The 14,286-nt window shown below is 45.8% G+C and carries 8 protein-coding genes; 3 read left to right on the forward strand and 5 right to left on the reverse strand.

Annotated features, from left to right (window positions below; genetic code table 11):
* Positions 1–34: 34 nt before the first annotated feature.
* Both IKW96_RS00730 and IKW96_RS00735 read right to left on the reverse strand, forming a co-directional pair.
* Positions 35–640 carry a hypothetical protein gene (locus tag IKW96_RS00730; protein WP_296569087.1) on the reverse strand — a complete coding sequence of 202 codons (606 nt, stop codon included), beginning with the start codon at positions 638–640 and terminating at the stop codon, positions 35–37.
* A gap of 78 nt (positions 641–718) precedes the next feature.
* Positions 719–2,128 carry a sensor domain-containing diguanylate cyclase gene (locus IKW96_RS00735; protein WP_296569090.1) on the reverse strand — a complete coding sequence of 470 codons (1,410 nt, stop codon included), beginning with the start codon at positions 2,126–2,128 and terminating at the stop codon, positions 719–721.
* A 288-nt stretch (positions 2,129–2,416) separates the two neighbouring features.
* Between IKW96_RS00735 and IKW96_RS00740 the strand changes: the two genes are divergently transcribed.
* Together IKW96_RS00740 and IKW96_RS00745 are read left to right on the forward strand one after the other, a co-directional pair.
* Entirely contained in the window at positions 2,417–4,684 is a 2,268-nt protein-coding gene (locus IKW96_RS00740) for an EAL domain-containing protein (RefSeq protein WP_296569093.1), read from the forward strand.
* Between the two features lie 399 nt (positions 4,685–5,083).
* Entirely contained in the window at positions 5,084–7,501 is a 2,418-nt protein-coding gene (locus IKW96_RS00745; RefSeq protein WP_296569098.1) for an endo-1,4-beta-xylanase, read from the forward strand.
* Positions 7,502–8,022: 521 nt separating this feature from the next.
* Here IKW96_RS00745 and IKW96_RS00750 read toward each other — a convergent pair.
* Positions 8,023–9,726 (reverse strand): SulP family inorganic anion transporter, encoded by a 1,704-nt coding sequence (locus IKW96_RS00750; protein ID WP_296569101.1) that lies wholly within the window; start codon positions 9,724–9,726, stop codon positions 8,023–8,025.
* 243 nt (positions 9,727–9,969) lie between these two features.
* Here IKW96_RS00750 and IKW96_RS00755 point away from each other — a divergent pair, with 243 nt between their 5' ends.
* Entirely contained in the window at positions 9,970–11,184 is a 1,215-nt protein-coding gene (locus tag IKW96_RS00755) for a hypothetical protein (RefSeq protein WP_296569105.1), read from the forward strand.
* Positions 11,185–11,473: 289 nt separating this feature from the next.
* Here IKW96_RS00755 and IKW96_RS00760 read toward each other — a convergent pair whose 3' ends face one another.
* Complete coding sequence (locus IKW96_RS00760) at positions 11,474–13,528, reverse strand: ABC transporter permease (protein ID WP_296569107.1); 2,055 nt, start codon at positions 13,526–13,528, stop codon at positions 11,474–11,476.
* Positions 13,518–14,282: an ABC transporter ATP-binding protein gene (locus IKW96_RS00765; RefSeq protein ID WP_296569112.1), complete on the reverse strand. Its 765-nt coding sequence runs from the start codon at positions 14,280–14,282 to the stop codon at positions 13,518–13,520. Before IKW96_RS00765 ends, IKW96_RS00760 begins: the two co-directional genes overlap by 11 nt.
* Positions 14,283–14,286: the final 4 nt, after the last annotated feature.

The following is a 14,286-nucleotide window of genomic DNA, read 5'->3' on the forward strand; positions in this document are numbered from 1 at the left end:
AAGTCACATCAGATGATGTGCTTTTGATATTATATCACTTTTTACTAAGTGGCTCTTGTGATCCGTGAAGGTGGCTCTCAAGGCGCGGCAACGTGGCTCTGAGAGTCCGTGCAGATGGCTCTGAGGTGACGGCGTATACAAGTGCTGAACCTAATATTCTTGATACGTCCAAGCGCCAAACAGAAACGACGTGAAAAAGCATATATTTTCCGTAAATGTCATATTTTTCGGGAATGAATTTGGGATTAACAAGTCTGTAAGCGAGCAGATCGCCCTCATTCCATTCTGAATGAGTTACTTTGGGTCTGCGTATCTTTTTACTTTGAGGCTGAGCGGAATTGACTTTTTTCTTGAATTCCGCTATGGTTTCCGATGAATAGCAGCAGTCCTTATCCAGAGTTTCGGCATATTCGATTGCTTTGTTTACATTGTTTCTGATGTCCTCATTTAAAATACCGTGATCCCAGAGAATATCACCTATTACGAACCAAAGCACATATTTTTCATCTTCATTTATATCTTTATAAAATGACAGTATTTTTTCTGTTCCTTCTTCGGGTGTTATCATTGAAAAAACAGCTTGAACTTCGGGCTTTATATCCATAGCCAAATCATTTCCGTATATTTTTTTGTGTCCCAAATTCCCATAAAATCTCCTGTGTTTGATCTGAGGCGTTTATTTTCATATTAATAAAAGCTTTTTTTCTTTCGCAATAGCTTATCTGTATTTCCTTTCGGGATATTTTGCGTAATACTCTTCCTTATCCTTATACATAGCCTCATCGGCAATACGCATGGCGCTGCGGATATCGCTGCAGGAACTGTTATAGAAACTTCCCACCGAGAAGCACACATTATTCGGATCGCCTGCACGCATTTTCAGCTCGCTGACCTTTTTGCCGAATGCTTCTTCGCTGCAGTTTTCGGCAATGACCATATATTCGTCGCCGCCTGCACGGTAGATACTGTCACCTATAAAGACCTCCTGGAGAACGAGAGCAGCTTTTTTCAGGAGGAGATCGCCTGCTGCGTGACCGCCCTCGTCGTTTACACGTTTAAGGCCGTTGAGATCGGCAAATACGATACCGTATGGTTCCGACAGGACTTCCTCACCCGAGACTATATCGCTCACTCTGTTGTTCATGGCATTGCGGTTGTTTATACCTGTGAGCATATCAGTATAGCCTATATGCTCGAGTCGTTTCATCATATTATAGCCTGCGATTTCCGAGGAAAGGAAAAAAGTGGTGAACTCAAGAGTTTCCTTGATACGCTGAGTATTTTCAACGTTGAAGTTGGTCATCCAGATATAGCCGATCATCTCCCTGTTATGTCTGAGAGGGAATAGAACAACGCTGTCAACTCCCGCTTCTTTGAGAGTAAGATACCATATGTTGTTTGTTTCGCTGATAAAGTCCATATTACTGGGACTTTTTATGATGATGCAGTCTCTTTCGCCCAGAGTTTCCTTCCATGAAAGGGCGATATCGTAAAAGTTTGCGAACTGGGTCACGGTTTTCAGAGTGCTTTTTTCCATGACGCTTTTTGCGAGGATATTGCACTTGCCGTTTTCCTCGTCCATAAGCATGACAGTACATACCTCGGCGCCGCAGAGTTCGCGTATATCCTGTATTACCTCGTTTATCGTCTGTTTGAAGTCGTTTGTGCCGCGGAGCTTTATACAGGTCTTGAGCACGTCGTTTGCGGTAGTCATGGAGCTCGTTGAAGCGGAGTTTATATCGTCTACATCGCAGGGCTCTGTGGAATAAATACAGTAGCAGGTGTCGCCGTCCTCATAGTCTATGGGCATGAAGAACATATTGAACCACATATCGCATACATTCAGGTGGATGTACGTGTGGACGGACTTTTTCTGTATGGCTGTACGGAAACAGATATCCTCGAAATCCGGAGTTTTCGGGAGATACTTTTCGTACGGACTGTTGGGGATGAACTTATCGGGGTGAACAGTCGGGTCTGTGGCGAAAGGCGGGTGTTCAGCCATCTGGAGAAACATATTGTTGCCTGCGACAATGCGTATATCCTCATAACCGCCGTCGTTTTTTCTTTTTACGGAAACAACGCAGGCAGTAGGCAGTATACCGTCAATGAACTTCTGAAAATCCATGTTTTCACCTTCTTTTCGATCGGATTTTTCTGTCGGTATAGGAAATTGATGATGATAACCTATCAATTCTGTGGGATTATATTAATTTTACCACAAATAATTATGAAAGTCAATAAACAAATAGTTAAAAGCGATAAATGCGTATAGGAGCCATTTCTTGCTGATATCTGCAAAAGTAAAAATATTGTAAATAAGTATTGCAGATTGTTGCAATTATCTGTATAATATGCTACAATATAATAGACAAATACTATCTGGATATGACGCATTAAAAGTGTGGTGAAATATATGAGAGAAAAGTTTTCGGTCATATTTGTTGTGATGATAATTGCACTTGCTGTCTGCAGTTTTATAGCCTTCAGGTCGCGTAAGATAAATTCGATATCGGTAGCACTGCTTACCGGAGCATTCATTCCGCCCGTCATCGGAAACCTTATACTTGTCTGCTCGGGCGATAAGGCGCTTTCGCTGTTAGGCGAGTATATATACTTCATAGGTATGGATATCGTTATGTTCGCCCTGCTGAGATTTGCCATCGAATACTGCAATATCAGGCTGAAACGGCCGTGGCTGAAGAATGCTGTATATCTGCTGCTGATAGCGGACATAATGCAGTTCCTTGTGAACCCCGTCACAGGCCACGCCTTTGACAATGAAGCCATAGAAGTTGACGGATTCCCATATTACAGGCTCGTTCCCTATGTTGGACAGGCGATGCACAGAATACTCGATTACAGCATACTTGCGGCGGTAATAGTCATATTCCTAATCAAGGCTGTAAGGACCTCACGTTTCTACTCGGAACGCTATTATGCGATACTCATAACATTGATAATAGCGGCATTGTGGCAGACTATTTACATATTCTCAAGAACTCCCATCGACCGCTCTATGGTCGGCTTCGGAGTATTCGGAATGCTGGTGTTCTATTTTGCCCTGTACTATCGCCCGATGAAGCTTCTTGACTGTATGCTGGCAGGAATTGCCTCAGAAATGTCCGAATCGCTGTTCTTTTTTGATGCTAACGGCAGATGCATATGGGCAAACGAGGCAGGTGCGAAGCTTGCAGGTATAGAAGGGGAGGACTTTGAGGGCGTCCCGAAGCTCCTGAAGGACAGGTTCGGCGAGGAATACCAGTCTCAGGAGGAGTATATCTCCAATTTTGTATTGGGAACAGGTGACGATATAAAGTATTATCTGCTGGAAAAGCATTCGCTTCTGGACGAAAAGAAGCGTCTTGCAGGCTCTTTCATGAGTATCCGCGACAATACCGAGGACCAGCAGAAGCTCAAGCGCAAGATGTTCAACTCCACCCACGACAGTCTCACGGGACTTTACACAAGGGAGTATCTCTACGAGCGCATACATGAAGTTCTTACTGCGAGACAGAACACGGAATACTTCGTGATCTACATAGACGTGCGTAATTTCAAGATAATCAACGATATATTCAGCAATGAGTTCGGCGACAAAGCCCTGCAGGACATTGCGGAATGGATAAAGTCGTGGATGTCGGACGAATGTGTTTTCGGACGACTTGTTGGCGCTTCATTCGGCGTCTGCATACCTGTTGAGGAGTTCGAACCTGCGAGCATAGAGGAAAAGCTCTCGCCTTTTGTGGTGGACAACGGAACGCTTGGCTACCATATCCTCATACATCTCGGAGTTTACAAGGCGATCGAGCCCGATATGGAAGTTTCGCTTATGTTTGACAGGGCAAATCTTGCTCTTTCCACGATAAAGGACGAATATCAGACCCATATCGCCTATTATAACGACGAAATACGCAGTAAGGTGCTGTGGGACCAGCATATTTCCGCACAGCTGCACACAGCGATCGCCGAGAGACAGCTGAAACCATATTTACAGCCTATTGTTGACAGGAACGGCGCTATTGTCGGGGCAGAAGCCCTTGTCAGGTGGATACATCCCACAGACGGCTTCCTTTCGCCGGGAGCTTTCATACCCGTCTTTGAGAAGAACGGCATGATCGTCGAGGTGGACAAGTATATGTGGCGCTGTGCCTGCGAAATACTCGCCAGCTGGAAGGAAAAGCACGGTGATATTTTTATTTCCGTGAATATTTCCCCGAAGGACTTCTATTTCGTCAATGTTGTTGAGGAGATAAAGAAGCTTACTGCGGAATACGGCGTAAGTCCGTCGCAGCTCCGCATAGAGATAACCGAAACGGTAATGATGACCGAAGCGGAGATCCGCATGAAGACTCTCAACGAGTTCAGGAAAATGGGCTATATTGTGGAGATGGACGACTTCGGAAGCGGCTATTCTTCGCTGAATATGCTGAAAGATATGCCTGTTGACGTACTGAAGATAGACATGAAGTTCCTGAGCAAATCCAGGGACGACGGCAAGGCTCAGACCATACTTCAGAACATCATAAACCTCTCCGACGACCTCGGCATAGACTCGCTGACCGAGGGTGTTGAAACGGAAGCGCAGTTCAAAATGCTTAACGAAATGGGCTGCAAGCTGTTTCAGGGCTATTATTTTGCCAAGCCCATGCCGCTTGAGGAATTTGAGGATAAATGCCTCTGAAAAACGAATGACATTGAGTGCTCCCGGAAGCGTCCGGGAGCACTTTTTCTGTTAAAACAGAATTTATATTAACAAACTAATGGAAAAGAGTTTTTACGTAAATGGTTCAGACGGCAAACTAAAAGAGAAAATACATTTGTGAAATAGCATAATAATGACATTAAACTGACCACTTATTGCTACACACTGGTCGTTTTTTGCTGATTTTGAACATTTCTCTTTACAAGTTGGAATAATTGATGTATATTATACTTGCATATAAAATATACAGTTTATTCGTTGATGTGGACGCATTTTGCTCCAATTCAACCAATGCAGCGGCCATAAATGAATAAACTTATTTTGTATACTATTGAGAAAAAGATCAATATTATTATTTTTTTATGAGGAGTGATTAATTTGAAGACGAGAACTTTCAGGAAGATCGTTGGCGGCGCAGTTTCTGCAATGATGATAGCTTCAAGTCTCCCTGTTACCGCTATGGCAGCGGATCAGCAGACGAGAGGCAACATCGGCGGCTATGACTACGAGATGTGGAACCAGAACGGTCAGGGCAACGCTCAGATGAACCCGAGCGCAGGCTCATTCACATGTTCATGGAGCAACATCGAGAACTTCCTTGCTCGTATGGGTAAGAATTTCGATAGTCAGAAGAAGAACTACAAGGCCTTCGGTAATATAGTTCTGACATATGATGTTGAGTACACTCCAAGAGGAAACTCATATATGTGCGTTTACGGATGGACAAGGAATCCTCTTATGGAGTATTATATCGTTGAGGGCTGGGGCGACTGGCGTCCACCCGGAAACGACGGTGAGAGAAAGGGTAATATAACTCTCAACGGCAATACATACGAAATTGCCAAGACAATGCGTTATAACCAGCCTTCTCTCGACGGTACTGCTACATTCCCGCAGTACTGGAGCATCAGGACCACAAGCGGTTCACAGAATAACACAACAAACTACATGAAGGGCACTATCGACGTATCCAAGCACTTCGACGCATGGAGCCAGAAGGGCCTCGATATGTCAGGTACTCTCTATGAGGTATCACTTAACATTGAGGGCTACAGATCCAACGGACAGGCTAATGTTAAGAGCGTAACAGTTACCACTAATGCAGGCGATGACCAGATGGGTCAGGAGTCCCAGGGCGGCGGCAACGCTGGAGGCGGCAATGACGGCGGCGGAAACGCAGGCGGCGGCTTCGACTTCGGCGGCGGACAGCAGTGGGGCGGCGGCAATGGCGGCGGCTTCGACTTCGGCGGCGGACAGCAGTGGGGCGGCGGCAACGGCGGCGGCTTTGACTTCGGCGGCGGACAGCAGCAGGGCGGCAACGGCGGCGGAAACGCTGGCGGCGGTAATGCAGGCGGCGGAAGCACAGGCGGCGATACATTTGCAGGCGCAGGCAGCTCGTCAGGTGTAGCAGCTCACCAGAACCTCAACTATAAGTATGAAAAGGGCGGCAACGGCTTCAAGGATGTAATGGGCCCGTATTTCCGTCTCGGTACTTCTGTAAGCGGATACGAGATCGGTAACTCTCAGGCTCAGGAGTTCATCAAGAAGAACTACAACTCCATCACATGTGAAAACGAAATGAAGCCTGATTCGATCGTTAAGGGCGTTAATGGTGATGAAGTAACTATAAGCCTTCAGTCTGCAAGCAGCATACTCAAGTTTGCTGAGCAGAACGGAATCGGTGTTCGTGGTCATACCTTCGTATGGTACAGCCAGACTCCTAACTCACTGTTCCAGGATAACGGCGGTACTGTTTCAAAGGACAGAATGAACAAGCGTCTCGAGAGCATGATAAAGAATACATTCTCCGCTCTCAAGTCACAGTTCCCGAACCTCCAGGTTCACTCCTACGACGTATGTAACGAGCTCTTCGTTAACGACGGCGGCGGAATGAGACCTTCAAACAACTCCAACTGGTCAAGAGTATACAACGGCAGCTCTGAGTTCGTTGTAAACGCATTCAAGTATGCAAGACAGTATGCTCCTAAGGAGACAAAGCTTTATCTTAACGATTATAACGAGTACATGAGCGCTAAGACACAGGATCTCGTAAACATGGCTAAGACAGTCATGAAGGAGGGCGACTATATCGACGGTATCGGTATGCAGGCTCACCTTGATTCAAGATATCCTTCTGCAAGCGAGTTCGAGACAGCTGTAAAGGCTTTCGAGGGACTCGGACTTGACGTTCAGATCACAGAGCTCGATATCACAAACAGCACAGGTACTAACGGTCAGCTCTATCCTCAGATCTTTGAGGTAGCTATGAAGCACGCTAAGAACATCTCCTGCGTAACCCTCTGGGGTACAACAGACGCAAGAAGCTGGAGAGCAAACCAGAACGGCGGTTCACCGCTTCCGTTTGATAACTACCAGCCTAAGTCGTTCTACAATAACATCATAGCTCTTGCTGACAAGATAGATCCTCCTGTATATGAGGCTGCTACAACAACTACGACAACCACAACTACTACAACAACTACAACCACTACTACAACTACCACAACAACTACAACAACAGCCAAGCCTACAACAACAACTACAACTACTACAGAAAAGGCTAAGCCTTCAGTAACACTCTGGGGCGATGCTAACAACGACGGCGGACTTGACATGGGTGACGCAGTTCTCATCATGCAGGCACTTGCAAATCCTGACAAGTACGGCGTTGGCGGTACAGACGCACACGCTCTTACAGAGCAGGGTAAGATCAACGCAGACGTTAACGGTACTGAGGGTCTTACCACAAATGACGCACTTTGGATCCAGGAGAAGCTCCTCGGACTCAGAAAGTGATAAAAAAGTTGTTTATTTGGTCTTTATAATATAAAAAAGCCGACAAGGGAGAGTTATCTCTCCTTTGTCGGGATTTTTTTGCAAAAAAATCCCGACACCGAAGAACACTGAAACTTCGGCATCGGTTCAATGAGGATGATTTTCAAAAGCCTTCGCAGGCTTTAGCAGAAAGCTAAAGCTTTCGACTATTGAGGACTGGAACTTTATTACCAATCTCTGACAATATAATATCACTTCCGGGCACCTTTTAGCAACTCATTTTTTGCAGATTAAGTGGATAAAATGAGGGAGTTGTAACATTTACATGAAAAAGCATGGTGCGGAATGGGTAGTTATAAAGCAGTTTTGTCACTTCGTCTAAAAGGATAAACAATAAATAAAAAAGACAAATGAAGTGAAAATAGTACGTTATGCAGACATTTTTCCAATAAAATCGACACAGTTCGCCATGTTAATTGTTATTTCATATTTAAAAATCGGATACATTTAAGAACAGGCACATAAATGTGCCTGTTCTGGATTTATTTTTTATTATTTGTACGTTTCTTTGACGATATTTCATTTTCGAGGGCTTCCGCTCTGAGAAGAGCAGTGTCGATATGGTCGCAGAAGTTCTCCCTGCCGACCTCCTCGATGAAGCCGGCCTTGGTCATTACCTTCATAGGCTGCTCGTTAACGTGGGAGAAAACCACCTTGACGTTGTGGCGCTGACATCTTTTCACTATACGCATGAGAGCTTCAACGCCTGTAGCGTCCATAGCAGGAACATTTCTCATTCTTATGCAGAGCACGTCGATGTCCTTGTCGCTGAGAACGTATTTGTACTTATCGGTAGCCGCAAAGAACATAGGACCGTTTATCTCGAAAACACGGGTATTCTTCGGTATCTTCTTGAGGAGGATATTGTCGGGGTCGGTGTCCTCGTCGTCAACGTCGACCCATGCGTGAGCCTCCGTAACGTCAGCCATTCGCTTCATGAAGAGGAGAGCTGCCATTACCATTCCGACGCCGATAGCAACAACGAGGTCGAAGACAACGGTGAGTATGAGAGTAACGAAAAGTACGGCAATATCGCTCTTTGGAGCTGTTTTTACAGTATTTCTGATATTTCTCCAGCCGCACATATTATAAGCAACGATGAAGAGTATAGCCGCGATAGTCGGCATAGGAATGAGCGAAGCATAGGGCATGAGCACAACAAGAATGATAACAAGGACTACTGAGTGGACCATTCCTGCGACAGGTGTACGTCCGCCGTTCTTTACGTTTGCGGCAGTACGCGCTATAGCGCCTGTAGCGGGGATTCCGCCGAAGAAAGCGGAGCCGATATTTGCAGCGCCCTGTGCAACGAGCTCCATGTTTGAGCGGTGCTTTGAACCTACCATACCGTCAGCAACAACGCAGGAGAGGAGAGACTCAACAGCTGCGAGTACTGCGATAGTGAAAGCATTCGGGACAAGAGCTCTTACTCTGTCGAAAGTTACCTCGGGAACTGTCAGTTTCGGGAGGGAATTGGATATAGTATAGAGGTCGCCGATAGTATTGACCTTGATACCGCTGAGCTTCACGATAGCGGAACAGACTATGACAGCGATAAGGGAGGCTGGTATCTTCTCAAGCTTTTTCGGCCAGAGGATAAGTATTGCAAGGGAAATAACGCCGATAAGGAGCGCCTGCCAGTTGATGGTATCAATGCAGCTGAATATTTCCCTGACCTTGTCAACGGTCTCGATAGGCTTGTTTCTGAAGGTGAGACCCAGGAAATCCTTGACCTGTCCGAGGAGGATAGTCACGGCGATACCGAAGGTGAAGCCTGTAGTGATAGTACCTGGTATGTACTTGATAAGAGCTCCGAATCTGCAGAAGCCCATTATAATAAGTATGATACCTGCCATTATAGCGGAAATGGCAAGACCGTCCATGCCCTCCGAGGCGACGATAGCTGCGACAGTCGTGGCGAATGCCGCTGTAGGACCTGCTATCTGCACACGGCTTCCGCCTAAGAACGAAACGATAAAGCCTGCGATGATAGCTGTGTAAAGGCCCTGTTCAGGACCTACTCCCGAAGCAAGAGCAAGGGCGATAGACAGTGGCAGAGCTATGATAGCGACGATTATGCCCGAGATGATGTCCTTTACGAACTGTTCCTTCGTATAGGTCTTCATTACCGAGAAAAGCTTTGGTTTAAGCTTTTCTTCCGTTGGTTTCAATGCTTTTTCAGCCATATGACTAACCTCTTTCTCAATATTTTCACAAAAAAACACGCAACGCTACTATTATACTACTAATAATAGCGGTTTTCAAGAGATTTCAAACAGGGAGCAAAATTTTGTCGGATTATATATATTCCTGTAAGCTGTGGAGAAATCATACAGCATTTTCGCCCTTAGAAACTGCATGATACTTGCTCAGAATTATTGACAATCAGGCGGCATACATGATAAAATATTGATAAAGGGGGAGAGATAATGAAAAAAACAGATAAACCGACAGATATTATACCCGAAAGGATACACAAGCGGCTCCATATCATCTATTTTATACTGATCTGTGTAATTGCGGCGTCCATATTCCTTTTTTTCTGGAATACGCTGTGTTCTATATTTTTAGAAGTTCCCGAGTTTGAAACAGAGGAATCGCCTTTCCTTTTTCACCAGTACTGCGGCACATTCTTCGTGGAGTTCGACCGTGATAATTCCTTTGCTTCTGACGCGGATTATTCCGCATATTTAGAGCGGATAAACGCACCTGTAGTCCTCACAACTGCGCAGAAGGTAGTGAACTGTATCGGCTTTCTGCCCACAGTTGCTCTGATAGTTTCCATGATACTTGCTCTGCGCAGCGGCGACAAAAAGCGTATTTTCTGCGGCAGAGCGTGGCGTTACTTCCTTTTTGGCGGCGTTTTATACGCCCTTGGCAACCTTTATGTGTATATCGACACCAATTTCATCAGCGGCATAACCCGTTTTGACGGCATGATCGGTATTTTCACCGAGCGGCGGCAGTATTTTCAGCTATACGACATACTGGGACTGCCATTTGTTATGATATGCGGAGCATTTGTGCTCCTGATGTACGAAAAGCAGCTTCAGAACAAGGAAACCGCAAGGGTTTCGGCGGCTCTGAAAAGCCTTTCAGCCGTAATAATTGCAGGTACGGCAGGCTTTATCCTGTGGAGGCTTGGAGTCCGCACCTATGAGCTTATACGCGTTATGTCGGGAGATGAGTACAGCGTATGGCTGCCATTTACTATTATGGAGGATGCCGGGAGATATATGTGCAGACTGCCCTTTGAGGACGCAGTTTCGCCGCAGGCTTACCGAAATGTGGTGCTTTTCCGCTACCTGAGAGACCTTCCCGTGTTCGCAATTACAGGCGGAGCTGTGTGGAGCTTTGTTCGTGTGCTTCTCAATAATGCAAAGGGGGAGCTGAATACACTCCGCAACCGAAAGCTTATGAGAAATGCAATGCTTCTGCTCATAGTAGCTTCACTCATACTGAATATCTCGGGATTATTCGAGACAGGGCTTTTCGACAGGAGCTTTACAGGCATATTCGGGAATACCACCTATACTATGGCATTACGGGCCAAGACCGATCCTGCGCTTTTTGCGCTGATCCTGTGGTTCTTCGGAACATATTTGCAGGCTGTTCCCGAGAAAGAACAAAGAACTAAGAATTAAGAGCTAAGAATTAAGAACTAAGAAAGGGCGCACAGTGTGCGCCCTTTCGGTTTGCAGGAAAAGCTCTGCATATCCGCTCCAAGCGCCCTGCAAGTGTGGGCGTCTCCTTAATAATTATAGTTCTTGTACAGGTTTCAACATTCTGATTTGTGTATTGCTACGAAGTTCAGAATTATTTTTTCCTTATTAAACGGTTTTCCGTTTAATAAGCCCCTATTTCAGCCCCCTTATAGGAGGCGTTAAAAAAGGCTGACGTTTCCGCCAGCCTTTGAACTATATCATTTAATACTTACTTTTGTTCTTTTACTATAGCCTTGCTTCCCAGGAAGGTAAGCAGGAAGTATCCTCCGTATATCATTATGAGAACTCCTGCTGTAAAGAGTATCGGCTTTGTGTAGCCGCTTCCTACTATCATTGAGAGACCGACCTTTCCGAATCTCATGCCCACGTAGGAATGGAGGCAAGCGAGGAGCAGCGGCAGCAGGAAGAATATTCCCGACTGACGGAAGATAGACTTTGTTATCTCCTTTTCCTCAACGCCCAGCTTGCGGAGCATAGTATATCTCGGCAGGCTGTCCGCGCTTTCCGAGAGTTCCTTGAGCGCCAGTATAGCGCCGCAGGAAACGAGAAAGATAAATCCTATATATATACCGAGGAAGGTAACAATAGCGCCTATGCCCACAGCATCGTTTGCAGCCTCTATCCTTGTTTCTAAATGGCGCATATAGCCGTCGCCCTGATACAAGCGCATTGTATAGTCCCAGTTTTCTCTTGCAGTCTTTTCTGCGGCTTCCTTGCCTTTTTTGTCTGTAGCACTGTAGTTGCCGACGAAATAATCGATTCCGCGGTATTCCTCTGAAACTGCACTGTCGGGAACTATTATCGCACCTGTATTCGAGGGCTGCATATCGGGATAAAACGAGTTCCTGATACATTTTTTCGAGCTTGGCTTGAAGCTCTTTCCGAAAGAGGTTATCTCGGGGCTGTCCTCCAGGAATTTATCGTATATCTCGGGCATTCCCGAAGCATTTGCACATATTGCGTATTCGCCGTCGGCAAGCTCTATCTGCTTCATGCCGTAAAGCTTCATAAGTGCGTTGTAGTCGCTGAGCTTCAGGAATGAGATATCGAAATCCATCATAGCATATACGGAAACGGAATCGGCTGTCATTTCTTCTCTCCTGTCTCCAAGAAGATCGTCTAAAGTCAACCTGCCGTCAGCGTAGTCGTGGAAGTGACAGCACTCTCCGAAATCGTCATATATGCTCATATTCTGCTGTGCATAGACATCGTCGATATCGCCTGTTCCGTACCTGTCGAGATCATCGGAGTCATGAAGGTACAGAGCGAAGTAGCCGTAGAAATCAGCGGGGAAATTATCCTCAACGCCCTTATTGAGCGAATTTCTTATTGTAAATGCAGTCGAAAGAGTGCATATGGTCACGAAAAGCATGAGACAGATAACAGTCATTGAAGCAACGGTTGTATTTACCTTGCTGCTTATCTGACGGAATGTGAAGCTGTTGAGACCGCGGTGATATATGCCCTTTGCGGACATGATGACTCTCAGGAGCATTCCCGCAACGGACCAGAAGATAAAGAACGTAGATACTGCGCCAAGCGCAATGGCTAAGAGCATTTTTTTGCTGTTGAGATGAGCATAATCCCAGCCGACCATGTAATATGCCCAGCCGAGGACTGCTGCGGAGATAAGGAATACTATCACGCAGAGCCACGGGTTTTTCATGGTTATCTTTTCCGAGCGTCTGCCGGAGTTCATAAGTGTGATAAGTCTGCATTTGCTGATGACAACGCCGCTCCTGAGCATTACCACAACGTACATTATGCCGAAGTAGATTATAGTTTTTGTTATTGCTGAAGCAGAAACCGTGAATCTGTAGTCGTTCATGTCGGCTTCAAACATATTTGCGACTACGGCGCTCATTACCTGTGAAAGACCTGTTCCGATGAGGATTCCCACAACGAGCGAACCGATACCGATAATAACGGTCTCGCAGAGCAGGAGAGCGGATATCCTCCATTTGCTCATGCCCAGCATCATATACAGTGCGAACTCCTTGTTCCTGCGCTTCATAAGGAAACGGCTGGCATAAACTATGAGGAGTCCGAGGACTATCGCCACGAAAACGCTTACGCCCGATACAGCCTGTGTGAGTATATTTATTATCTCACGCTGTGTTTCGTTCATCTTAATGAAAGCCGTCTGCGTCTCGATAGCATTGAAAACGTAGAATATGGCAACGCCCAGTACGAGTGTGAAGAAGTATACCGCGTAGTCCTTTATGCTTTTGCGGATATTGCTGAGAGATATCTTAAAGAGCATCGCTCATGTCACCTCCCAGAAGAGTAACAACATTGATTATCTTGTCAAAGAATTCCTTGCGGCTGCTCTCTCCGCGGATGATCTCATTGAAGAGCTTTCCGTCCTTGATGAAGAGGACTCTTGAAGCATAGCTTGCAGTAAAGGAATCGTGAGTTACCATTATGATAGTGGCGTTCTGCTCTTTATTGAGGTAGTTGAAGCGTTCAAGCAGCATTTTTGATGACTTTGAGTCAAGAGCACCTGTAGGCTCGTCTGCGAGTACAAGCTTCGGTTCTGTAACTATAGCTCTTGCGGAAGCAACTCTCTGCTTCTGACCGCCCGACATCTGATATGGGTATTTGCTGAGAACATCGGTTATACCGAGCTGCTCTGCAACAGTCTTTACAGCCTTGTCTATCTCATTTGCAGGGCGCTTCTGAATGGAAAGCGCAAGAGCGATATTCTCGTAAGCTGTGAGGGTGTCCATAAGGTTGAAGTCCTGGAAGATAAAGCCCAGTTTTTCGCGGCGGAACTTGTTCAGCGCCTTGCCTTTGAGAGTTGTAATGTCCGTATCCTCGAGGAATATGTGACCTGCCGTAACGCGGTCGATAGTAGAGATACAGTTGAGGAGAGTGGTCTTGCCGCTTCCCGAAGCTCCCATTATAGCGGTGAACTCACCTTTTTCAACTGAGAAGGAGATATCGTCCACAGCCTTTGTGAGATTTGATCTGTTTCCGTAGTACTTTTCTATGTTATTCAATCTGAGTAATGACATATCT

The organism is Ruminococcus sp. (genome assembly GCF_017549005.1).
GTDB lineage: Bacteria > Bacillota > Clostridia > Oscillospirales > Ruminococcaceae > Ruminococcus.

What these genes read in the sequence shown, in the direction of transcription:
- IKW96_RS00735 (WP_296569090.1), bottom strand. Translation starts at nt 2,128, where the DNA reads ATGGATTTTCAGAAGTTCATTGACGGTATACTGCCTACTGCCTGCGTT.
- IKW96_RS00740 (WP_296569093.1), top strand. Translation starts at nt 2,417, where the DNA reads ATGAGAGAAAAGTTTTCGGTCATATTTGTTGTGATGATAATTGCACTT.
- IKW96_RS00750 (WP_296569101.1), bottom strand. Translation starts at nt 9,726, where the DNA reads ATGGCTGAAAAAGCATTGAAACCAACGGAAGAAAAGCTTAAACCAAAG.
- IKW96_RS00755 (WP_296569105.1), top strand. Translation starts at nt 9,970, where the DNA reads ATGAAAAAAACAGATAAACCGACAGATATTATACCCGAAAGGATACAC.
- IKW96_RS00760 (WP_296569107.1), bottom strand. Translation starts at nt 13,528, where the DNA reads ATGCTCTTTAAGATATCTCTCAGCAATATCCGCAAAAGCATAAAGGAC.
- IKW96_RS00765 (WP_296569112.1), bottom strand. Translation starts at nt 14,282, where the DNA reads ATGTCATTACTCAGATTGAATAACATAGAAAAGTACTACGGAAACAGA.